Genomic DNA, 22,126 nt, shown 5'->3' on the forward strand with positions numbered 1-22,126 from the left:
CAAGAGAAAACAAAGGCGTTTTCTGGCTTAAGCATCCCTACGTTGGCATGATCCAAATCAGGTAATTCGGGTATTTTCTCAGCCTTACCAAAAGGAAGGCACCCCGTGCAATTGTTTCAAATATAGACTAAAAACTAGGGACAAAAAATGTATTTAACTTTCAGATGATTCATAGACCATAGTCAACAGGCGAGAATGATTTTTCTTCTATCTCCTGCTTTCCTTCTCCATTCTTTTATAAATCCACTCCCCTAAAAAGCAGGTTCCAATAATACCCAGAGCAATTAGTACCCCAAGCATATTTGTAGCAAACTGCTGCACTATCAACACCACAGTAGCTACGCCACACAGAATCACGCCAAGAAGTGTGATTGATTTTTTGCTTTTTATCTCTGCGGAGCGCTTATACGCCACCAAATTCACCATGGAAAAAATCAGTAGAAAACCAATACTACCTGCAATAGAAATGCTCTCCAATTCAAGCGTATTCGTGATAAGTAGAGTCAAGACTGCTGTAATCATCAATCCGACTGGCTGATTCCAAAATTGACTACTCAATTCATGTGGAAGTTCATCATCTTCTGCAATTTCATAACTCACACGGCTTCCACCGTAAAGGGAAGCGTTGATTGCTGAAAAGGTAGAAATCAAAGCTGCGATGGTAATAACTGTAAATCCTATCTGCCCAAGCATAGGCTTTGCAGCTTCTGCCAGGACATAATCTTCTGCTTTTTCAATGTCTCCAAAAGGCAAGGAACCAACCGTGACGATCGCTATGACGATGTAAAGTATAATCACGAAAATCACAGAATAATAGTACGCCTTTGGGATGTTTTTCTCAGGATTCACTATATCTGGAGCAGCATTAGCGATCAATTCAAAACCTTCATAAGCCACAAAAATTACCATTCCACCAGTCAGCAATTGAACTGGGCTTTCCCAATTAGAAAAGGAAAACTGGCTTAGGTTTTCATTCCCGATCAATCCATAAGCACCCACTCCGACAAAGCCCAAAAGTATAATTAACTTGATAATGACCGCATAGGATTCTATCGCTCCAACTACCTTGATGCTGTAGTAATTAATTAACGTAGCAAGAACGATCACCCCAGTAGCATAAATATGGAAATCCAGCTGCTTGTCTCCGGCGATTTCATAGAGATTTGGGGCATAAGAACCAAAAGCCGAAGCATAAAGGGAAAGCATGATGATGTAACTTATCCACAAGAGGTTATTCATTCCTCCGCTGAAAATAGTCTTGCCAAAACCTTCATTAATAAATTTGACTGTACCCCCACGATCTGGAAAAGCAAGGGAAAGCTTCACATAACTGTAAGAAGTGACCAAAGCAAGAATTCCGGCAATCAGAAATGCGACTGGCGTTCCGCCTTTAGCCAAGGATACGGCAAGGCCAAGCACGGCAAAAATTCCTCCTCCCACCATTCCACCTATTCCGATAGAGATGGCTTCTTTTAAACTGACTTGATCAGAATGCTTCTCAGGCATAGACTATAAAAATATGGTAGAGTGATTCAAGTTAAAATAATCTTCACCCACGGATGAATAAAAACAAATTTTCTTACCGACAGGCATAAAAAAAGCAGGAGTTTTAGGCTCCTGCTGATTCAAATTAGATTAATTGTTTTTCTTACTTTCCTTTTTCGCGGCTTTATCAGCTCGCTTTTCTTTCAGAGTTTTGGTAGCCGCAGATTTATCGTTCTTAGGTTTACCTTCTGGTTGCTTAGCCATAGTTTCATTGGAGAAATGATGTAACTGATTTCCGTTAAGGTAGCGGGAATTCTGCAATTCGCGAACTGGCTTTGAAAATATTTTTCAGCAGATCAGTATAATCAGTTTTAAAATTTATTGGGCTTAAACCATATGCCATGTTGTGGGTTTATTGGCCAACTAAATTCACGAATTGGGATTTCAAAATTGAAAATGAATTTATATTTAGATTGTTCAGAGCTGATTTGATGCTTTACTAAATTTATTCTGCCCTATCGAGCAGGGCTTTTTTATTACGGGTTTTCATCACTTTTGTGAACATAAAGATTTGTCAATTCTGCCCTCTGCGCAAACCACTATGGCCACTGTGGTTTAAATGAAAAATGCCTCCGAACTCTTTCAATTCGGAGGCATTGGTACTTAATGCATCACAACATTAAAATGGGTATTTACCCTGATCAATCATATAATCAGCAACTTGTCTTCTCAACTCTTTTGTATTGTAAAGCTCTGATTTGGTGAATCTCTTCAGTCCCATCAGCATTACTTTTTGCTCATCGCCTTTGGTGAAACTACCAATCGCTTCTTTGGCCGCTACATTGATTTTGTCAACCGCCTCAGAAAGATAGATCTGAGCCATCGCGATTTGATTCTTACAGGCTTCTTCTCCTTTCATAGAGACAAGCTTCTCTGTACGAAGAATCGCTGACTCACTAGCGTATATTTCAATCATCACATCAGCAAGATTCATCATGATTTCCTGCTCATCTTCGATCTTGTCCTGAAGCGTCATTGCCGCTTTTCCACCTACCATTAGGAATACTTTCTTCAGCTTTTTCAGCACTTCTTTCTCAGCCGCAAAAAGCTCGGATGTGTCAATCGTTTCAAATGACGGCACAGAGATCAGTTCTTTGGACACAGCCATGGCAGGATCGAAAATGTTAATTTCTCCTTTCATCGCACGTTTCAAAAGCATTCCGACCATCAGCATGCGATTGATTTCATTCGTTCCTTCATAGATTCTGGATATTCTAGCATCACGATAAGCACGCTCCATCGGCGCATCGGCAGAGTAGCCCATGCCTCCGTAGATCTGAACCCCTTGATCCACTACATAATCCAACACTTCGGACCCATGCACTTTTGCAATCGCACATTCGATAGCGAATACCTCAACACCTTTCAATTTTGCTTCTGTCGGATCCATCCCTTCAGCTTCGAGCGCATTGATTTTATTTTCAATATCCTGACCAGCTCTGTAGCAAAGTGCCTCTGCGGCGTACGATTTGGTTGCCATTTCAGCAAGCTTGGATTTGATCGCGCCAAAGCTGCTGATACTTACTCCAAACTGCTTACGCTCGTTGGCATAATTGATGGCATGTGAAGTCACCGTACGAACTCCACCAAGTACTCCTGCGCCGAGTTTTACTCTACCGATGTTTAGGATATTCACAGCGATTTTGAATCCGTTCTGACGATCAGAAAGCATATTCTCCACTGGAACTGGACAATCGTTAAAAAATACCTGACGAGTGGAAGAGCCTTTGATGCCCATCTTTTTCTCCTCTTCATTCATCGTTATTCCGCCAAAAGATTTCTCTACAATGAAGGCTGTAAGGTTTTTATCATCTTCTATTTTGGCAAAAACGATAAATAAATCTGCAAAACCTGCATTTGAGATCCACATTTTCTGACCGTTTAGAAGGTAGGTTTTACCATCTTCAGAAAGTGTCGCTTTGGTTTTACCACTATTGGCATCAGATCCTGCATCTGGTTCAGTGAGGCAATAACATGCCGCCCATTCGCCAGTAGCGAGCTTTGGAAGGTACTTTTTCTTCTGATCCTCCGTGCCGTAATACAAGATCGGTAGCGTACCAATGCCAGTATGCGCACCATAGGTAGTAGAGAAAGAACCTGCCGCGCCGATGATATCCGCAATCAACATGGACGTATTGAAACTCATCCCCATTCCTCCGTACTCTTCAGGAACCGTGATTCCCAAAAGGCCAAGCTCTCCGGCTTTTTTGAAAATAGCAGGAACAAGATCTGGGTCTTTCATGCTATCGATCTCATAAATATTAGGTGTGATCTCCGTATCTATAAAATCCTGACAGGCCTGAGCCATCATTCGTTGTTCTTCAGTAAATTCTGCGGGGATAAAGATGTCTTGTGCATCAGTTTCCTTGATTAGGAATTCTCCTCCTTGGGTTGATTTTGTGGCCATTGTTATAAATTAAGACTTTAGACTATAGATGTAAGACATAAGACCTAGCTCGATTTGGAATCAAACTTTAGAATCAAGGCATACAACATTTTTTGTATTTCAGTGATTTCGTTTGTGACAAAATCAATTTTATCGAAATCAGTAAATTCCAATTCTACGCTTACATAGAGCTGGGTTTCCAGTTCGCAAATTGAACCATGAGCAATACCGAGAAAATGCACAAATTCCTTATCTGTTCTTCTTCCTCCGCCTTCAGCAATATTTGAAGGAACAAAAACAGAAGCTCTTCGCATCTGGGAAATCAAGCCAAATCTTTCCTCATTTGGAAAGTCTGCAGTTAGCTTATAGATGTGAGCACACAGTTTAATTGCTCTCTTCCAGACAAATAATTCTTTGTAATTATGCATGAATGATATTGATAAATTGGAACAATCATATTTAAAAGACTTGCGCTAAAATCTAATGTCTTCTGTCTAGCGACTTATGTCTTATTATTATTTCAAGAGCTCGTAAACCCCAGCAACGCCCTGACCACCACCTACACAAGCAGTAACTAGTCCGTACTTCTTATTCTGGCGACGAAGTTCATTGAACATTTGAATGGAAAGTTTTGCTCCCGTACATCCCAGCGGGTGACCAAGAGCAACTGCTCCACCATTTACGTTTACAATATCTGGATTCATGTCTAACGCTTTGATTACAGATAATCCCTGAGCAGCAAAAGCTTCATTCAGCTCGATCAAATCAATGTCATTCAAGGTTAAACCTGCTTGCTTCAATGCTTTTGGAACGGCTACTTTTGGGCCTATTCCCATTATCCTAGGATCAACTCCAGCAGCGCTATAAGACATCATTCTAGCAATTGGCTCAATATTCAACTCCTTCACCATTCGCTCAGACATCACGACTACGAAAGCCGCTCCATCAGAAGTTTGGGATGAATTACCTGCTGTAACCTGACCGCCATTTTTAAAAGCCGGCTTCAATCCTCCCAAAACCTCCATTGTAGTGCCTGGACGAGGTCCCTCATCCGTATCCACTACATATTTTCGGGTTTTCTTTTTGCCTTTTTCATCGAGATACGTTTCTTCCACTTCTACAGGAACAATCTCATCTTTGAATTTCCCAGCGGCTATCGCTGCTAATGCTTTCTCGTGAGACTTGACAGAAAATGCATCTGATTCTTCCCGAGTAATGCTGTATTCCTTTGCCAATTCCTCAGCTGTCAAACCCATACTGATGTAATAGGAAGGATGCTCAGTTGCTATTTTATAATTCAAAACTGTTTTGTAACCCATCATTGGTACAAGTGACATAGATTCTGTCCCTCCAGCGATGATACAATCCGCCATTCCAGCTTTCACTTTTCCTACTGCCAATGCGATAGCTTCGATCCCCGAACCGCAATAACGATTCACAATAAATCCAGGATTCTCTATTCCTAAAGCAAGAAGAGAAATCATTCTTCCCATTTGCATTCCCTGTTCCGCTTCTGGAACAGCATTTCCTACGATCAGGTCATCTACCATTTTGGCTTCCAAGCCTGGTGTATTAGCTACCAAATGCTTGATCACATCTGCCGCCAGATCATCTGGACGGTAAAATCTAAATCCGCCTTTTTTGGCTTTCCCTACCGCCGATCTATATCCATTTACTATATATGCTTCCATGTTATTTTCGAGTTATTTGAGTGTTGAGTTACTTGGTACATCGTACTAAAGACATCAATTGCGCAACGGCTTTCCTTTGAACAATATGCTATGAATTCTCTCCAGCGTTTTCTTCTCACCAGTCAAACTTAGGAAAGCTTCTCTTTCCAAATCCAGTAGATATCGCTCCGAAACTTCTGTTGGTGAAGACAAATCACCTCCAGACATCACCCAGGCTAATTTTCTAGCAATCTTCGCATCATGATCAGAGATATATGCACCATACTGCATTCCCGTCACTCCCGCGTCAAACAACGCAAGCGACTCCTTACCCAATACCTTGATATTTGTCTGCTCGATAGGCTGCGTGTAACCTGCTTCATGCATGGATAACACTTTAGTTTTTGCCTCAGCTAGTTGACGCTTTCTATTCAGCGTGATTCCATCTGATTTTCTCAAATAACCCAGATTTCTGGCTTCTTCGGCAGAAGTGGAAACTTTTGCCATGGCAATGTTCAAGAAATACTCTTGCAATTGATTCAATTCTACGTCTCCTGCGACAAGACTATTTGAGAATCTCAAGGTCATCTCTTTGGTACCGCCACCAGCTGGTATCAAACCAACTCCTACTTCCACTAATCCCATGTACAATTCCGCATGAGCCTGCACGTGATCAGAGTGAAGCGAAAGCTCGCATCCACCTCCCAAAGCCATATTATGCGGAGCTACTACAACTGGAATAGATGAAAAACGCGCCCGCATCATGGTGTTCTGAAACTGCGCAATCATCAAATTAATCTCATCGTAATCCTGATCTCCTGCAAACATGAAGAGCATCGCAAGATTCGCTCCTGCGGAGAAATTCGCTCCTTCATTTCCGATCACAAGACCTTTGTGGGACTTCTCCGCCATACCGATCGCAGTATTAATTCCTTCGATCACTTCGGCACCCATGGAATTCATTTTGGTATGGAACTCCAAGCCGATCACATCATCGCCCATATCATAGACAGATGCTCCTGCATTGTTCCAGATTCTCTTTCCAGCAGCTTTCAACGTATCCAAAATGATGAATTCGTCCAAGCCTGGAATTTCTAGATATGATTTGCTTGGAATGTCATAATAGTGCTTTTTACCATTTTCTACTTTGTAAAAAGAATCATTTCCAGCTTCGAGCATCTCGTAAACCCATGCTGCAGGCTTCTCTCCAGCGGCTTCCATTTTGTCCACAGTTTCTTTGACACCGAGAACATCCCAAGTCTCGAAAGGTCCAAGTTCCCAACCGAAGCCAGCAGAAACTGCCTGATCTATTCTATACAATTCATCAGAAATCTCAGGAATACGATTTGAACAGTATCTGAACAAATCATAAAAAGAAGCACGGTAAAATTCCCCAGCTCGATCATCAAAATTCACCAAGAATTTGATCCGCTTTCTTAGATCTTCAAATTCCTTCGCAGCTTCTAAAGCTTTGAATTTTGGCTTTTCAGCATCCTTATATTCGAAAGTTTCAAAATCAATTTCCTTCAGCTCTTTTCTTCCATCTTCATGACGGATCATTTTGAAGTAACCTTGACCTGTCTTATCTCCAAACCACTTATTGTTATAAAGTACCTCAACAATTTTTGGAAGCTTGAATTTCTCCCGAGACTCGTCGTTTGGTAAAGCTTTATAGAGATTATTGGCAACATTCACGGTAGTATCCAATCCTACCACATCCATAGTTCTGAACGTAGCTGATTTGGCTCTTCCTATTACCGTTCCTGTTAATTTATCTACTTCTGAAACTCCAAATCCCATTTTTTCGATGGCATGCATTGCAGAGATTATCGCGTAAACTCCAATTCTATTGGCAATAAATGCTGGCGTATCCTTACAAAGCACCGTTTCTTTTCCAAGGAACTTGTCACCGTATTCCATCATGAATTCCACGATTTCCGGCTTCGTTTTAGGCCCAGGAATAATTTCCAAAAGCCTCAAATATCTTGGTGGATTGAAAAAGTGTGTTCCAACAAAATTCTCCTGAAAATCTTCAGATCTTCCCTCACACATCATGTGCATCGGAATGCCAGAAGTATTGGAAGTAATAAGCGTACCTGGCTTACGGTACTTTTCTACCTTCTCAAAAAGTGACTGCTTGATATCCAAACGCTCTACGATTACCTCAATTACCCAATCGTAATCTTTGATTTTCGGAAGATCATCATCGAAATTCCCTGTGGTAATCCTCGCAGCAAATGCTTTATCGTAGATAGCTGAAGGATTTGACTTCAGCGTACTTTGCAAAGCACCCGTTACTATCCTGTTTCTAACAATAGGATCTTCCTTTGTCAGTCCTTTTTTCTGTTCTTGCTCTGTGAGTTCAAAAGGTACAATGTCCAATAAAAGTACCTGAACGCCGATATTGGCGAAATGACAGGCAATTCTGGATCCCATAACTCCCGAACCTAAAACGGCAACTTTTTTAATGGTTCTGTTCATAATTTTGGGCTTTTGGTCTTATTAACCTAGTGGCGGTTATTGGTTTATAATTCAAATATTGGTTTGTTGATATCTACGCCTTTATCAGTTTGTACCTGATCTATTACGAGTTGTATCTTTTCAAATACGCTAAAAAAGCCATTTAGATCTTCTTCACTCACTACTTCGCGTACGTGCTCGTTAAATTCTCTGATGGTGTTAACAGAAATTGCTTTTATCCTTTTGCCTTCTTCAGTAAGGTAAATCCTGACGGATCGCTTATCTACCAGATCTGGCTTTTTGAAAATCAATCCCTTTTCCTCCATCGTCTTCAGCATACGAGTAAGACTTCTAGTCTCCAAACCAATTTGCGGTGCAATCTTGGTTGCTGGCGTTCCATCATTCGAATTGATATTGATCAACACAAAGCCGATAGCAGTAGTAAACCCTTCTGCAGCGGCTTGCTGATTATACATTCTAGAGATAGCATGCCAAGCACTTTTTATATGATAATCAACTGTTTCTTCTCTCTTCATCTCTACGGAATGCTCCAATTTTAACGATTCATAAGTTACAAAAAATAATGTATGCATGCATACTATATTAGAAAAAAGTTATGCATGCATCACAAATTAAACCTCGTAAAATCTATTATTTCAGAAATATTCTGTAAGAAATGACTGCTATTCGGTGATAATTCAGAAGGAATTGAAATAAATTATCCTGTCACTAAAAATTTCTATCTATTTTAAAAAATTATGAATTTTTTAAAATAGTAATTTATCAATCGACATATAGTTCCTCTATCTCCTTTTCAAATTTCTGATGAATGACTTTTCGCTTTAGTTTCATCGTTGGTGTCAATTCTCCTGATTCTATACTCCATGGATCTTGCAATAGCTTGAAGCGTTTGATTTGCTCCCACTTCCCGAAAAATTTATTTAACTCTTCAATTTCTCGATTGTACTTGTCAATTATTTCTGGCTTCTCAATCATTTCGGCATCGCCGGTATAAGGAATCCCTTTGTGTTGACAATAATCCTTCAATGCATCAAAACTTGGAATAACTAGTGCGGATGGATAATTTTTGTTTTCTCCTACTACTATCAACTGATCTATCAAGCTGGATTCTTTGAATTTGTTCTCCATTGCCTGAGGGGCGATGTACTTCCCCCCGGAAGTTTTGAACATTTCTTTCTTCCGATCGGTAATTTTAAGATACTCGCCGTCCATCTGCCCGATGTCACCTGTATGAAACCAGCCGTTTTGAAGCACCTCTTCGGTGAGTTCGGGCTGTTTGTAGTATCCTTGCATGACATTGGGCCCTTTGACTAGGATTTCGCCGTCTGAAGCGATCTTCACTTCCACATCGGAAATTAATTTTCCAACATAACCTATCCTCATATCCTTCAACGTGCAAACCGAAGCTGAAACTACCGGAGAAGTCTCCGTGAGGCCATATCCCTCGCATACTTTAATCCCTGCAGCCCAAAACACACGGGCCAATCTAGGTTGTAACGCAGAAGCTCCAGAATTAATCTGCAGCACTTCACCACCTAATGCCTCTCTCCATTTACTGAAAATCACTTTGTTGGCTAGTTTGAGCTGAAAGTCATACCATGCTCCAGGACTTGTATTGGGATCGTATTTCAACCCTAAATCCAAAGCCCAAAAGAAAAGTGATTTTTTTACTCCTTTCAATTCATACCCTTTTGCCACTATTTTATCATAAATCTTCTCCAATAATCTTGGGACAGTATTGAAAGCATGTGGTTTGACTTCCTTCATGTTTTCACCAATGGTATCCATATTCTCGGCATAGTAAATAGAGAATCCTATATAGAAAAAACAGAAAAATCCTGTCCGTTCATATATGTGGCAAAGTGGTAGAAAACTCAAAACCCTAGAAGTCCCATGCTGTGGGGTCATTATATTGGAAATACCAATAAGATTTGAAAGCACATTAGAATGTGAAAGCATGACACCTTTTGGCCGTCCAGTGGTACCAGAAGTATAAATGATGGTAAAAAGATCGCTTGGTTTAACTTGCTCCTTAGCTTTTTCCAACCCCAAAATATCCTCATTAACGCCTATAGCAAGGAAGTCTTCCCAGAAAATAGCTCCTTCTACTTTTTCAAAGCTATAGATCAATCGATCTCCTGAAGCAGCTTTCGCCTTTTCGTAGATTACTTCATCACCCACAAAAATCATCTTCACTTCTGCATGATCAAAAATGTATTCATAATCGGCAGAAGTGATTGTCGGATACATAGGAACTGAAATAGCTCCAATCTGCTGCAAGGCTAGATCTATAAAATTCCATTCTGGACAATTATTCGAAATGATTGCAACTTTCTCTCCAGGCAAAATCCCTACTTTAAGAAATGCCAAGCTCAAATTATCTGTGACTTCTTTTACATCTCTTGAAGAAAAAGATTTCCACTTACCATTCACTTTTTTTGACAATGCTATTTCCTTGTCATACGTAGCAATTTGGTAAGGAATTAAATCAAAAAGTCTGGTCGGTTCCATGAAGGTTCAATTTTGGGATACCTATAATATTACCAAAATACGAGAGCATTACAAAGAGTTATCCACGCTCTCTTTTTATAGTAGTTGTAAAATAGATTTTTAAAAAAATTCTTTATTAAGGTTATTAGGACTGTTGATTTGTGGAAAAGATGGGTAATTATTCTTCTCCACGATTACTATAAGCTAACCTTAGTGTTTCCCACTTCTTATCCCCTTTTTATCCACATGTAAGTGGTTGTAATTAAAGTGAGTAAGTCAATTTGTTGTTTTCTGTGGAAGAACACTGGTTTATTCACTGTTGGGAATTAGCCTGTGGATAGAATGATTTGTTGTGGTGGATAACTGTTGGCTTTTCCCCAAAATACCTACTCGGAGTAAAAGTGCGATGGTGGTAGGTGGATAAGTGTGTACTTATCATTGCCTATTCTTTTCTTATCCACAGCTAAATTGGTACTTATCCACGTCTAATTTTGAGTGGATTTTAGACCTGTTTTTGGAGCTGCTCTGATGATTTGATCTGTCAAAGTCCATCCACCTCTGATAGATATATTCCTATTTCCTGTTTCTGGATCTACGTAATTGAATACCCTTTCCGCATTTCGTTTTTCTTCAAAATTGGCTGGATCCCATCGTTTATTGCCATTTGCATCTTCTATAACACGGATTTGATAGTTACCTGCTTCTATTAAGGCAAAAGCAAACTTATTTCCTGTTTCTATATAAGTCTCTCTTTTTGGTTCACCTTTACTGTCCAATAGCTGGATAATAAATGGTGCTTCTGCTCCTTCGATTGTTCCTTCGATAGCATCTGCCAGCGTTTCTTTTTTCAATTTCTTGTAACTAGCTGATAGTTCCACTTCATTGAATTGTCCTTCAACATCGATAAAAGTAGAGTCGGAAGCCTTCAATGTGAATGATTCGAATAGTATTGAATCTGGTATGCTAAGGTTAATTTCCAGTACATCTCTCCTTAGAGAGTCTTTGAAGTTTAGCATTTCTGGAGTTATAGAAATAACAGAAGCTGTATCGTACGCTAAGTATAGAGAATCGTAATTGATGCTTTTAAGAGGCTTACTGAATGTTAATTCTACTGGTAGCTTTTGGTAAAAGCTTTTGCCAGAATTAGGTATAACAGTTAGTTTTTCAAGCTTTCTATCCGATTCTTCAAATTTCGCCCAGATAAGGGAATCAACTTGGTACCCTACAGAATCTCTTAGATTGATTTTGAATGCTAAACTATCCGTGATAGGTTTTCCTGAATATAAATTAATCCTTTTGTCTCCCAGAGTATAGAAAATTTCACTGCCTAGTTTTTCATTTTCTAAAGTGATTTTGACAGGATTTTTATTCAAAACTATGGTATAATTTGTTCCTAATGGGGAAGATCTTAGTAAGTGAATTGGATTTTGGTCGCCTTTAGATAAGTTGAATTGTATACCGTCAATATTTTGATCAATTGTTATTGTCTCCTTTATGAAATCATATGCTTCTGATTTGTATTCAGCCTTTAAGCTATTGTTGTCATCCTGCCATGCGTATGCTAGATATTTACCGGCCTTGATATTGGTGATGTTGAATTTTCCAATTGTATCGACCTGCGTCAAATAGTATGGTGCAGCAGTAAATACGTTTGTTGTATCCTCTATTGGATATAAACCCACAATGGCATCATCTAATTTGTCATTACTTTCAGGAAAATAAGAATTGACAGTTCCTGAGAATTTAAGGCTATCAATGCTTGCTCCTGTGGAAAATACCAGCTTTAGATTTTCTGTTGGATTTCCTTCTGAGAGGTCTGTAATGGATTTCTGAAAGTTGAATACATATGTGGTACTATCTTCCAGCTCCTGATTTAGATCTATGACTAGTGTGTTCTTAAGAGCTGTGAATATTACCTCATCCTTGTTTACTCTTGGTGTAATCAGGATGTTTTTAGTGGCATTATCAAGTTTAATATATTCATCGAAAACAATGGTGATTTTCTCTGGCTTGGTATTCAGGCTTTGATCTGTTGGAGTCATCACCATTACCTTTGGAGGATCTTCATCTCGTGGCCCACCCATAGGTGTGCTTTGTTTTGCACAGGAAAAAGCTAATAGGCTTATAATTAAAAGTATGATTAGGTTAGTATATCTCACTTCTTTTTGAAAACGAATAAGTTACTTGAATGATTTCCTGTGTTTTTAGCTGCTTCTTTATTTGATTTTCTACCGGCTAAGATTGCCTTCCAATATTTTTGGATTATTGACTGTTGTGGATTTGTATAACCTTCTGACAACAGGGAGACATAATAGCTGTCAAAGTTCATTGGCATCTTTTTTACTAATTGTAAATCAAAGATCTCTCCGAAACTTTCAAGTGCTTGTTGGTTGAAATGATAAAGGTGTCTTGGAACATCCCATCCTGCCCAGCTAGTACCATACTTTATAGCATCATAACTTTCTGGATTTGGAACAGCTATAATTATATAACCATCTGATTTCAAGTGTTTTACAAGTAATTTAACTGTCTTTCTTAGAGAATGGATATGTTCTAACACATGGTAGAGTGTAATAACATCATATGAACCTTTTGGTAGGTCATTTATAGATTGATATACCCTCTTATTCAATTTTGTGTTTGCCAAATTCCTTGCCTTCTCGTTTGGTTCTATTCCAGTCACTTTCCAGCCATTTTCATATGCTTTGGTTAGTAACTCACCCGTTCCACAGCCATAGTCAAGGTATTTTCCTTTAAGTGGCGTTAATTGATTTAGATGTTTTACTTTTTGAGATACTGTATATTTCCTTACTTGTTGGTAGGCAAATTGAGTTAAGTTTTTTGCTTTATCGTCATGTGAGAAATATTCTGGGAAGTCGTAATAAGGATTAATTGTTTCTTCCGTTGGTCTGGGGTTGGTGAATTTCAAACCACAGTTTGTACAATTACAAATAATGAAAGACTCTTGGCTTACGGCGTAATCTTTTATTTCCTGAGAATTAAGAAATAGTCCACTCTTGCAGAGTGGACATTTAGTAAGTCTTTCAAGCATTTTATCTTCCAAGGTAAACGGTGATTATAGATAAGTCTGCGGGAGTCACTCCAGAAATTCTTGAAGCTTGACCCATTGTCTCAGGTCTTATTTTATTCAGTTTTTGTTTTCCTTCGGCCGAAAGTGCAGGAATAGCTATGTAGTCAAATTTTAATGGAATCTTGAAGTTTTCCATGTTGCTTAACTTATCTACCATCTGTTGTTCTTTCTCTATATAGCTATCGTATTTGATTTGAATCTCTGCTTGTTCTAGGACTTCAGTAGGGTATTTGGATAGATATGCATCAATTTCAGTATTGAAGGTTTTTAAAATCTGAAGACCAATTTGTGGTCTTTTCAATAATTTTTCAGCAGATATTTTCTCTTTGATTGTAGAAGACCCTATTTTTTCAAGACCTTCATTTACACTTTCTGGAGAAAATTTCTTTTGTTTTAGATCATTAATCAGTTTTGCAGTTTCTTCCTTTTTAATATTCATTTTAGCTAAACGTTCATCTGAAGCCAAACCAATATCAAATCCTTTTTGAGTCAATCTTAGATCTGCATTATCTTGACGAAGTAGTAGTCTGAATTCAGCCCGAGATGTAAACATTCTATATGGCTCCTCAGTACCTTTATTAATCAAATCGTCGATTAATACACCTATATAAGCATCTGATCTTTTTAGTAAGAAAGGATCCTTTTCTTGAGCTTTTAGACTTGCATTTATACCTGCTACTAGACCTTGACATGCCGCCTCCTCATATCCAGTAGTTCCATTTATTTGTCCAGCGAAATACAGGTTTTCCATCAATTGAGTCTCTAAAGTGAGTTTCAGTTGAGTTGGAGGGAAAAAGTCATATTCAATAGCGTATCCTGGGCGGAACATTTTTGCATTCTCAAATCCAGCTATTTTTCTTATAGCCTTATATTGTACATCTTCTGGAAGTGAAGTTGAAAAGCCATTTATGTACATTTCTACTGTATTCCATCCTTCTGGTTCTACGAAGATTTGATGTCTATCTCTCTCAGCAAATCTATTTATCTTGTCTTCAATGGAAGGGCAATATCTAGGCCCAAGGCCTTGTATTCTGCCATTGAACATAGGAGATCTGTCAAAACCTTCTTCCAACGTGGAATGCACTTCTTTATTTGTATATGTAATCCAACAGGTTCTTTGCTCCTTTAGAGTGGTTGTAGAATCTGAATAGCTAAATTTTTCGGGGTTTTCATCCCCATATTGGACCTCCATTTTGGTGTAGTCCAGGCTTCTTCCATCTACTCTAGGAGGAGTGCCTGTTTTCATTCTTCCTGATTCGAAGCCTAATTCTACTAATTGTTCGGTAATTCCCTTTGCTGCTGCTTCTCCAGTTCTTCCTCCTCCAAATTGTTTTTCGCCTATATGGATTAATCCATTAAGGAAAGTTCCATTGGTTAAAACCACACTTTTGGCTTGAATTTCTAAACCAATACTAGTTCTAACTCCTTTTAATTCTCCATTTTTTACCACTAGACCTGTGATCATTTCCTGCCAGAAATCCACATTTGGGGTTTGCTCAAGCGCTAATCTCCACTCTTCAGCGAATTTCATTCTATCGTTCTGAGATCTAGGTGACCACATAGCAGGACCTTTTGATCGGTTTAGCATTCTAAACTGAATCATGGATTTATCAGAAACAATACCTGACATTCCTCCTAAAGCATCTATTTCTCTTACAATTTGTCCTTTTGCTACGCCACCCATTGCTGGGTTGCAAGACATTTGAGCAATAGTATTCATGTTCATAGTACATAGTAGTACTTTGGAGCCCATGCGTGCTGCAGCGTGAGCTGCTTCGCAACCGGCATGCCCTGCTCCTACTACTATGACATCGTATATTGGAAACATTGTATCCTTTTTTGTTTACTGTTCCACGTGAAACGCATGTGAGTTTTTACTTATTGAAGAACTGTTTCACGTGGAACGTTTATAACTCCTGGAATAAATTAATCGCAAATTCCTCTTTGCTTCTCATTAAACCTGCCTCTTCTTTTGTTTTGTCTTTGTAACCTAACAAGTGAAATAAACCGTGACTAATGACTCTACTAAGCTCCTTTTCTTCCTCAACCTTTAAAGTTTCTGAGTTTTCTTTTACTCGTTCTATACTTATAAAAATATCTCCTTCTATAATTCCTTTATCTTCCGAATTGTCAAATGTGATAATATCTGTATAAGTGTCATGATCTAAATATTCTACATTGATGTTGAGAAGGTACTCATCTGAGCAAAAAACATAATTAAGTTCATTAATCTTATGTTTTTCAGCTTCAGCGAGTTTTTTTAGCCAAACTTTCCTTTTCCTTTTTTCTTTAAGGGAAAATGATACTTCTTCAGCAAAGAAATTAATTGCCATAGCTTAATTCATGTAAAATGATAAAACAGTCTTTGTGCCGTTTTCTTCAAATTTGACGTCGTCAGAAAGGTGTTTTATAAGGAAAATCCCTCTACCACCTATTTTTTCAATGTTTTCTGGTGCTGTAGGATCTTTCAGCTCATTGTAGTCAAATCCCTTTCCCTCATCCTGAATAGTGAATAAAAGCAATTCTTCTTCTAATTTTAATTCTAGATGCACCAATTTATTTTTATCACTTTGATTTCCGTGAATGATTGCATTACTAATGCATTCTGTGACGGAAATCATAATGTTACCATAGATATCATCATTGATCTCAAAGTTTTCACGAGCATTGTCGATGAAACTTTCAATTATTTTTATGTTCTCGATAAGAGAAGGAATAGAAATTTTTATGCTTTTCATCATAATTGTATTCAATGAGTAGTATCTACTTATTTTATTCGACTTCGATTAATATTGGACAATGATCGGAATGCTTAGCATCTGCTAATATGATTGAGCTTTTCAGACGATCATTCATAGGTGCAGTTGCCATGTGGTAGTCGATTCTCCATCCTAGATTTTTAGCTCTAGAATTTGCTCTATAGCTCCACCAGGTATAATTGTCTGGCTGATCATTGAACTTTCTGAAACTATCAATAAAACCTGATTCTGTGAACTTATCCATCCAAGCTCTCTCTTCTGGTAAAAAGCCAGATGTGTTCTTATTTGATTTTGGATTATGTATATCTATTGCCTTATGACATATGTTATAATCCCCACTTAAAATGAAATTTGGATTACTTTTCTTCAAATCCTGAGTGTAACCATATATATCATCTAGAAATTCATATTTGAATGCCTGACGAATGTCTCCAGTTGTTCCAGATGGAAAATAGGCAGTTAGAAATGAGAAGTCCTCAAAATCAACTTGTAGTAACCTTCCTTCGTCGTCATATTTTGAATATTCCATTCCATGTTTTACTGATTTTGGCTTTGTTTTAGTCAAAATTGCTACTCCACTGTAGCCTTTTTTAACAGCTGGATACCAGTATATTTCGTAACCTAAATCTTCAAAAACAGTAGCGTCTATTTGGTCTAAATTTGCTTTAACCTCTTGTAAACCAATTATATCTGGATTAACTAGCCTAAGCCAATCTATAAAACCTTTGTTCATTGCGGCACGAATGCCATTTACGTTATACGATACTATCTTCACAAGTTATTCAATTACTATTTCGTATTCTTTTTCAAAATATTCTAATACCTGAATCTTTAAAAGCTTCTCCTGATCTAATAAATCAAAATGGGGAAGATCCTTAGTTAATTTCCAATGAGGCCAGCCATCCTGATCTACATAGTCAAGTTCATAAAAGCCATCATAGCTCAACACCTTACAAACAGCTATGTGCATTAGATCTTGCTTTTGCTCTTTACTAAATATCTTATTGCCTTGTCCAAGTTCTTGAACACCAATAAGAAAGAGTACGCCATTTAAGTCCGCGGGTTTTTTTCCTATTGTTTCTTTGAGGCCTTCTAGTAGTTTGGACCAACGTTTTTCTAGCTCTAGATCTCGTTTGAACATTATAAATTATTGATTTTCAAGTGTTTCCCAATATTCTGCTGCTCTTCTCAAGTGAGGAATTACTATTGTCCCTCCTATCAAAGTAGCAATTGAGAATACTTCAAATATTTGCTCTTTCGTTAAGCCAACTTCATGGCACTTTCCTAAATGATATTTTACACAGTCATCGCATCTCAATACCATAGAACAAGCTAGTCCAATCATTTCCTTAGACTTTATATCTACTGATCCTTCTGCATACGCATTAGTGTCAAGATTAAATATACGCTTGATTACTTTATTGTCCTCAGCCAAGATCTTATCATTCATCTGGCTGCGGTACTCGTTGAATTCCTCTATGAGATTCATTAACTTAACTGTTTAGGAAAGAATTAAGTAGCAAATATACCACTATTTGCCCTTGGCAGATAGGAACAAGCCTTTTTCACAATGCGTTTATTTTTTGTAAAAGATTTTTTGGATTTAGTTTTTCCACGCAATTGTCTTCTTTGCGGTAGGTCTCTTTATGACCATGAGAATAACCTGTGCACAATTTGTAAAGGAGCACTTCCTGTGACAAGCTATCATTTGCGGCCAGTGGATAATGATTTATGTGATAAGGTGAAAGGTTTAAGCACTGAAGGTATGGTGATGGCCTATCTTAAATTTACCAAAGGAGGAAATAGTCAGAAGCTCTTACATCAGCTCAAGTATAGAAATAAGCCTCATCTAGCGAAGGAATTAGGAAGTATGTACGGCAAAATTCTGAACCAAAATGGTTTTGCGGGCTACTGGGATGTTATAATACCTGTGCCATTGCACCCATTGAAACAAAGTCGCAGGGGCTATAATCAGAGTGAGCAATTTGGATTAGGCCTTAGTGAAGCCCTTGCTCTGAAGTTGGAAAATGGTTTACAGCGCGAAAAATTTACAGAAACCCAAACTCAAAAATCGCGTCTCCAACGAATGGACAATATGGACGAGGTATTTCAAATTTCTCCTTACACTTCTATTTCTGATAAGTCTATTATGCTCGTAGATGATGTGATGACCACAGGAGCAACATTATGCGCATGTGCCAACGTACTTTTGGCGAATGGAGCAAAAAATGTAGATTTGGTTACTATCGCCGCTGGAGGATAAATATTATGATTGATATAGAATTATTGAAGTACCCGATTGGTAAATTTTTGAAACCTGAAAATATTTCGGATCAAAATCTAAAAGAAGCTAGTGCTTATCTAGGTTCATATCCACAGTATTTGAAAGAAACTGTGAAGGGTTTTTCTGAAATACAGTTAAACACCCCCTATCGCCCTGGAGGGTGGTCAGTGAGGCAAGTAATTCATCACGTTGCCGATTCTCATATGAATGCGCTGACGCGCTTTAAATTGGCTCTGACAGAGGTAAATCCTACTATTAAGCCTTATGATGAAGCTGCATGGGCAAAAATGTCTGATTATTCATTACCAATTGAATCATCTCTCAACTTGATTGTTGGAATACATTTTAAATGGGCTGTTATCCTAGAAAGCATGACACCATCAGATTTTCAAAAGACTTATTTCCATCCGGAATCCCAATCTTCTGTTCCTCTTTCTGAAGTTACACTTATGTATCAATGGCATTCCATGCATCATTTGGCGCATATTCAGCACTTGATCATTCGTGAGAAATGGTAAGTAATTTCATCTTCCAATCACAAATTCTATCGAATTATTGATTTTAGCCAGTATTTTCAAGCATGAATATTTCCCTAAAAAATCAACGAATACTCGTCACGGGCGCTTCAAGAGGTATCGGTAGAGCGATTGCAAAGCAACTTTCACAATCTGGCGCAGAAGTGATAATCCATTATAATAATAATGTGAGTGAGGCAGAGAAGCTAAAAGGAGAGTTAGTAAATCCCGCTTTCATTGAATCCTGCGATCTATCTGATGTAAATCAAGTTGTTGGCTTCATTCCAAAACTGGTAGAAAAATATGGGCCGATTTCTGGGTTGGTAAATAATGCAGGTATTTCTAAATCAGCACCCGATAATCTATCCACACATGAATGGGTCAAGATCTGGCAGGAGACTATTCAGGTAAATACTACAGCTCTTGGTATCCTATGCAAAGAGTTTGTAGATCACGCATTGGGTAATCAAAATGGCAGAATAGTCAATATCTCCTCCAGAGCCGCTTTTCGTGGTGATACTACGGATTATATAGCTTACGCTGCTTCAAAAGGCGCTATTGTCAGTTTGACAAGATCCATTGCCAGACATTACGGCAAGCAGGGAATTAAAGCATTTTTGATCGCACCTGGTTTTACAAGAACAGATATGGCTGATGAAATTCTATCTGAATATGGAGAAGACTTCGCATTAAATGACATTGCCCTGAAAGAGTTGACAAAGCCTGAGGATATTGCGCCAATGGTGACCTTGCTTTGCTCTGGACTTGCTGATCATGCTACTGGAGCTAGTATCGATATCAATGCAGGTTCGTATGTACATTGAGACTGATACTTAACCCTAAGCAAATTTTACATGCCTAAAAGGCAAAAACCAAATGAAATTTTCACACCAGAATTAGTCAAAGTCTTTAAGATTTTTGGCTTGATATCTATTGGTTTAGTACTACTTCTTTCTTTTTTCAATACGAAGCGGGCAAATAACTCTGGGGATGATCTGACTTTCCGTATGACTTCTTCGAGTCGTTTATATTTTTTGAATGTCAGTGCTATCAAATATGATAGAGAAAGTAGATCAGATGCAGGAATGCTCCTTTTTCGTTATGGGAAAAGAGAGATTTCTGAGACGAGCCCCTTGCTTGATTTAGTGATTATTCTAAATAGCCAAAAAGATGAGGCCTACCTTTATTTAGAACCAGGAAATATTGATTGGCCCTTGGAAATTCGCGCTTCTCAAGGAGGAAAGGAACAAACATTTCATCTTCAAAACACAAATAATTCTGAGTTTCTAGCCTATGTGAGGGAGCTCCAACCTTGGATAACCGCCGATGCCAATTTTGAAATTAAGAAGGACTCAGCTTGGACTCCTATTTGGTCAAAACCGCAAGAAATGGAAGCTGTAAAAACTATATTGGAAGACTATTTCAGATTGATAAATGAACGAGAATAATCCTATGGAAAACCCTAATAAACAGTTAGAACAATTCAAGAAATTAATTGGCCAAAAGCTGGATAAAATGCCCTCAATGGCTGGAAATTGGCTTGGTGGGACACTTTTGGAAATTGAAAAAGGATTTATCAAAGTATCCTATACAATCACTCCTGCAATGTGTAATCCCGCCAAAATACTTCATGGGGGTGTAGCTTCGCTTATGATGGACGATGTGATTGGAATAGCAAACTTTGCTACAGGTTCTGAGTATCTGATGACCAGCATCAACTTGAATGTAGACTTTTTATCTTCAGCAAAAATTGGAGAGAATGTAGAAGTTTCTGCAAAATTAGTTCGTTCCGGCACAAACCTAAATCATTGGGACGCTGTAATCACTAAAGATTCAGGTAAACTTGTGGCAAAAGCCAGCTCTAACATGATTAAGACTCATGTAAAGCTAAGTGAACTTGGGTTTTAACCTTTTGCACAACTTAATTTCACACAAATGAAAAAACTATTATTTCTATTCTTTTTTTTAGGATCTGTCACACTAGCACAAGCTCAATGGACTACTGCATTTCATATTAGTAACAGGCCTTTCGCTGCTGTTAACAAGCAATTAGGAGAAAAATGGCTTCCAGAATTTAGGGTGGATGTGGATAATAGCTTTGAATACACCGGCTTAGAATTAGTGGTAAATTATCTTTTCATTCAAAACGATACCTATCAATTTTATGGAGGGTTAGGAGCCAGAGTTAATTATTTTTCTGGCATAGTAATTCCCGCTGGTTTGAATATTTATCCATTTGAGAATAAGAATTTTGGTTTCCAAATGGAATTATCTGGAATAGTAGGAGAATTGAGTTACCTCAGAGGTTCAACTGGAATCAGATACCGCTTCAATAAAAATTAGAATTGCTCCATTTTCACCATCAGGTCCCACACCGCTATTCCTAAGGAAACAGAAATATTCAAGGAGTGCTTGGTTCCTAGTTGTGGAATTTCCAAGACTGCATCACAAGCATTAAGCACTTCTTCTTCTACCCCAAAAACTTCATTTCCGAATACTAACGCATATTTTTTACCTTTTTCCGGAGTAAAATCATTCAACTTTACTGAGCGATCTACTTGCTCCAACGCGCAAATCTGATAGCCTTCAGCTTTCAGTTTATCCATGGCCATCATAGTATTCAGGCAATATTCCCATTCTACTGATTCGGTTGCTCCCAAAGCAGTTTTCTGAATATCACGATGAGGGGGAGTTCCAGTAATGCCGCAGAGGTAGATTTTTTCCACACCAAATGCATCACCTGTTCGGAAGGCAGAACCCACATTATTTAGGCTTCGAATATTGTCCAGAACGAGCACGATCGGCGATTTATCCATTGTCTTAAACTCCTCTACAGAGACTCTTTCGAGCTCTTCCATGCTTAATTTTTTCATCCTTTTTTGTTCTGCTTTGTGAATGGCTTATT

22 protein-coding genes and 1 riboswitch are annotated in these 22,126 nt (G+C 38.3%); of the genes, 6 read left to right on the forward strand and 16 right to left on the reverse strand.

Annotation, left to right across the window (positions count from 1 at the left end; all coding sequences use genetic code 11):
- Positions 1–17: 17 nt before the first annotated feature.
- A riboswitch (TPP riboswitch) is annotated at positions 18–116 on the reverse strand.
- Between the two features lie 91 nt (positions 117–207).
- From ESV85_RS03045 to ESV85_RS03115, 15 genes are all read right to left on the reverse strand, one after another.
- Positions 208–1,506 (reverse strand): APC family permease, encoded by a 1,299-nt coding sequence (locus tag ESV85_RS03045; protein WP_146914759.1) that lies wholly within the window; start codon positions 1,504–1,506, stop codon positions 208–210.
- Positions 1,507–2,164: 658 nt separating this feature from the next.
- Positions 2,165–3,952, reverse strand: a complete 1,788-nt coding sequence (locus tag ESV85_RS03050; RefSeq protein ID WP_146914760.1) for an acyl-CoA dehydrogenase family protein — start codon at positions 3,950–3,952, stop codon at positions 2,165–2,167.
- Positions 3,953–3,996: 44 nt separating this feature from the next.
- Positions 3,997–4,359, reverse strand: coding sequence for a four helix bundle protein (locus tag ESV85_RS03055; RefSeq protein ID WP_146914761.1), 363 nt, complete (start codon positions 4,357–4,359; stop codon positions 3,997–3,999).
- 87 nt (positions 4,360–4,446) lie between these two features.
- Positions 4,447–5,622: a thiolase family protein gene (locus ESV85_RS03060; protein WP_146914762.1), complete on the reverse strand. Its 1,176-nt coding sequence runs from the start codon at positions 5,620–5,622 to the stop codon at positions 4,447–4,449.
- A gap of 54 nt (positions 5,623–5,676) precedes the next feature.
- Positions 5,677–8,082, reverse strand: a complete 2,406-nt coding sequence (locus tag ESV85_RS03065; protein ID WP_146914763.1) for a 3-hydroxyacyl-CoA dehydrogenase/enoyl-CoA hydratase family protein — start codon at positions 8,080–8,082, stop codon at positions 5,677–5,679.
- 44 nt (positions 8,083–8,126) lie between these two features.
- Entirely contained in the window at positions 8,127–8,597 is a 471-nt protein-coding gene (locus ESV85_RS03070) for a MarR family winged helix-turn-helix transcriptional regulator (RefSeq protein WP_146915161.1), read from the reverse strand.
- Between the two features lie 247 nt (positions 8,598–8,844).
- Entirely contained in the window at positions 8,845–10,593 is a 1,749-nt protein-coding gene (locus ESV85_RS03075; protein WP_146914764.1) for an AMP-dependent synthetase/ligase, read from the reverse strand.
- A gap of 464 nt (positions 10,594–11,057) precedes the next feature.
- Entirely contained in the window at positions 11,058–12,656 is a 1,599-nt protein-coding gene (locus tag ESV85_RS03080) for an Ig-like domain-containing domain (RefSeq protein ID WP_223275889.1), read from the reverse strand.
- A 71-nt stretch (positions 12,657–12,727) separates the two neighbouring features.
- Positions 12,728–13,636: a class I SAM-dependent methyltransferase gene (locus tag ESV85_RS03085; protein WP_223275890.1), complete on the reverse strand. Its 909-nt coding sequence runs from the start codon at positions 13,634–13,636 to the stop codon at positions 12,728–12,730.
- On the reverse strand, positions 13,626–15,491 hold the full coding sequence (mnmG, locus tag ESV85_RS03090) for a tRNA uridine-5-carboxymethylaminomethyl(34) synthesis enzyme MnmG (RefSeq protein WP_146914766.1): 1,866 nt from the start codon (positions 15,489–15,491) through the stop codon (positions 13,626–13,628). The genes ESV85_RS03085 and mnmG overlap by 11 nt, the downstream gene beginning before the upstream one ends.
- A gap of 79 nt (positions 15,492–15,570) precedes the next feature.
- Positions 15,571–15,996 (reverse strand): rRNA maturation RNase YbeY, encoded by a 426-nt coding sequence (gene ybeY, locus ESV85_RS03095; RefSeq protein ID WP_146914767.1) that lies wholly within the window; start codon positions 15,994–15,996, stop codon positions 15,571–15,573.
- A gap of 3 nt (positions 15,997–15,999) precedes the next feature.
- Entirely contained in the window at positions 16,000–16,401 is a 402-nt protein-coding gene (locus ESV85_RS03100) for an ATP-binding protein (protein ID WP_146914768.1), read from the reverse strand.
- A gap of 34 nt (positions 16,402–16,435) precedes the next feature.
- Positions 16,436–17,197, reverse strand: a complete 762-nt coding sequence (locus tag ESV85_RS03105; RefSeq protein ID WP_146914769.1) for an exodeoxyribonuclease III — start codon at positions 17,195–17,197, stop codon at positions 16,436–16,438.
- 3 nt (positions 17,198–17,200) lie between these two features.
- A complete protein-coding gene (locus ESV85_RS03110) occupies positions 17,201–17,563 on the reverse strand; it encodes a hypothetical protein (RefSeq protein ID WP_146914770.1) in 363 nt (120 codons plus the stop codon).
- A gap of 6 nt (positions 17,564–17,569) precedes the next feature.
- Positions 17,570–17,911 (reverse strand): carboxymuconolactone decarboxylase family protein, encoded by a 342-nt coding sequence (locus ESV85_RS03115; protein WP_146914771.1) that lies wholly within the window; start codon positions 17,909–17,911, stop codon positions 17,570–17,572.
- Positions 17,912–17,992: 81 nt separating this feature from the next.
- Between ESV85_RS03115 and ESV85_RS03120 the strand changes: the two genes are divergently transcribed.
- From ESV85_RS03120 to ESV85_RS03145, 6 genes are all read left to right on the forward strand, one after another.
- Positions 17,993–18,685: a ComF family protein gene (locus tag ESV85_RS03120; protein WP_146914772.1), complete on the forward strand. Its 693-nt coding sequence runs from the start codon at positions 17,993–17,995 to the stop codon at positions 18,683–18,685.
- A gap of 5 nt (positions 18,686–18,690) precedes the next feature.
- Positions 18,691–19,224, forward strand: coding sequence for a YfiT family bacillithiol transferase (locus tag ESV85_RS03125; protein WP_146914773.1), 534 nt, complete (start codon positions 18,691–18,693; stop codon positions 19,222–19,224).
- 62 nt (positions 19,225–19,286) lie between these two features.
- Complete coding sequence (locus tag ESV85_RS03130) at positions 19,287–20,045, forward strand: SDR family NAD(P)-dependent oxidoreductase (RefSeq protein ID WP_146914774.1); 759 nt, start codon at positions 19,287–19,289, stop codon at positions 20,043–20,045.
- A 30-nt stretch (positions 20,046–20,075) separates the two neighbouring features.
- A complete protein-coding gene (locus ESV85_RS03135; RefSeq protein ID WP_146914775.1) occupies positions 20,076–20,669 on the forward strand; it encodes a hypothetical protein in 594 nt (197 codons plus the stop codon).
- A gap of 4 nt (positions 20,670–20,673) precedes the next feature.
- Positions 20,674–21,129: a PaaI family thioesterase gene (locus tag ESV85_RS03140; RefSeq protein WP_191321890.1), complete on the forward strand. Its 456-nt coding sequence runs from the start codon at positions 20,674–20,676 to the stop codon at positions 21,127–21,129.
- A gap of 27 nt (positions 21,130–21,156) precedes the next feature.
- Positions 21,157–21,564 (forward strand): hypothetical protein, encoded by a 408-nt coding sequence (locus ESV85_RS03145; protein ID WP_146914777.1) that lies wholly within the window; start codon positions 21,157–21,159, stop codon positions 21,562–21,564.
- Here the strand turns inward: ESV85_RS03145 and ESV85_RS03150 are convergent.
- Positions 21,561–22,094, reverse strand: coding sequence for an RNA methyltransferase (locus ESV85_RS03150; protein WP_146914778.1), 534 nt, complete (start codon positions 22,092–22,094; stop codon positions 21,561–21,563). The two genes, ESV85_RS03145 and ESV85_RS03150, sit on opposite strands and share 4 nt — an antisense overlap.
- Positions 22,095–22,126 lie beyond the last annotated feature (32 nt).

Origin of the sequence: Algoriphagus aquimarinus, from assembly GCF_007997215.1 — a bacterium.
Taxonomy (GTDB): domain Bacteria; phylum Bacteroidota; class Bacteroidia; order Cytophagales; family Cyclobacteriaceae; genus Algoriphagus; species Algoriphagus aquimarinus_A.

What these genes read in the sequence shown, in the direction of transcription:
- ESV85_RS03045 (WP_146914759.1), bottom strand. Translation starts at nt 1,506, where the DNA reads ATGCCTGAGAAGCATTCTGATCAAGTCAGTTTAAAAGAAGCCATCTCT.
- ESV85_RS03050 (WP_146914760.1), bottom strand. Translation starts at nt 3,952, where the DNA reads ATGGCCACAAAATCAACCCAAGGAGGAGAATTCCTAATCAAGGAAACT.
- ESV85_RS03055 (WP_146914761.1), bottom strand. Translation starts at nt 4,359, where the DNA reads ATGCATAATTACAAAGAATTATTTGTCTGGAAGAGAGCAATTAAACTG.
- ESV85_RS03060 (WP_146914762.1), bottom strand. Translation starts at nt 5,622, where the DNA reads ATGGAAGCATATATAGTAAATGGATATAGATCGGCGGTAGGGAAAGCC.
- ESV85_RS03065 (WP_146914763.1), bottom strand. Translation starts at nt 8,082, where the DNA reads ATGAACAGAACCATTAAAAAAGTTGCCGTTTTAGGTTCGGGAGTTATG.
- ESV85_RS03070 (WP_146915161.1), bottom strand. Translation starts at nt 8,597, where the DNA reads ATGAAGAGAGAAGAAACAGTTGATTATCATATAAAAAGTGCTTGGCAT.
- ESV85_RS03075 (WP_146914764.1), bottom strand. Translation starts at nt 10,593, where the DNA reads ATGGAACCGACCAGACTTTTTGATTTAATTCCTTACCAAATTGCTACG.
- ESV85_RS03080 (WP_223275889.1), bottom strand. Translation starts at nt 12,656, where the DNA reads ATGGGTGGGCCACGAGATGAAGATCCTCCAAAGGTAATGGTGATGACT.
- mnmG (WP_146914766.1), bottom strand. Translation starts at nt 15,491, where the DNA reads ATGTTTCCAATATACGATGTCATAGTAGTAGGAGCAGGGCATGCCGGT.
- ybeY (WP_146914767.1), bottom strand. Translation starts at nt 15,996, where the DNA reads ATGGCAATTAATTTCTTTGCTGAAGAAGTATCATTTTCCCTTAAAGAA.
- ESV85_RS03100 (WP_146914768.1), bottom strand. Translation starts at nt 16,401, where the DNA reads ATGAAAAGCATAAAAATTTCTATTCCTTCTCTTATCGAGAACATAAAA.
- ESV85_RS03110 (WP_146914770.1), bottom strand. Translation starts at nt 17,563, where the DNA reads ATGTTCAAACGAGATCTAGAGCTAGAAAAACGTTGGTCCAAACTACTA.
- ESV85_RS03115 (WP_146914771.1), bottom strand. Translation starts at nt 17,911, where the DNA reads ATGAATCTCATAGAGGAATTCAACGAGTACCGCAGCCAGATGAATGAT.
- ESV85_RS03120 (WP_146914772.1), top strand. Translation starts at nt 17,993, where the DNA reads ATGCGTTTATTTTTTGTAAAAGATTTTTTGGATTTAGTTTTTCCACGC.
- ESV85_RS03125 (WP_146914773.1), top strand. Translation starts at nt 18,691, where the DNA reads ATGATTGATATAGAATTATTGAAGTACCCGATTGGTAAATTTTTGAAA.
- ESV85_RS03130 (WP_146914774.1), top strand. Translation starts at nt 19,287, where the DNA reads ATGAATATTTCCCTAAAAAATCAACGAATACTCGTCACGGGCGCTTCA.
- ESV85_RS03135 (WP_146914775.1), top strand. Translation starts at nt 20,076, where the DNA reads ATGCCTAAAAGGCAAAAACCAAATGAAATTTTCACACCAGAATTAGTC.
- ESV85_RS03140 (WP_191321890.1), top strand. Translation starts at nt 20,674, where the DNA reads ATGGAAAACCCTAATAAACAGTTAGAACAATTCAAGAAATTAATTGGC.
- ESV85_RS03145 (WP_146914777.1), top strand. Translation starts at nt 21,157, where the DNA reads ATGAAAAAACTATTATTTCTATTCTTTTTTTTAGGATCTGTCACACTA.
- ESV85_RS03150 (WP_146914778.1), bottom strand. Translation starts at nt 22,094, where the DNA reads ATGAAAAAATTAAGCATGGAAGAGCTCGAAAGAGTCTCTGTAGAGGAG.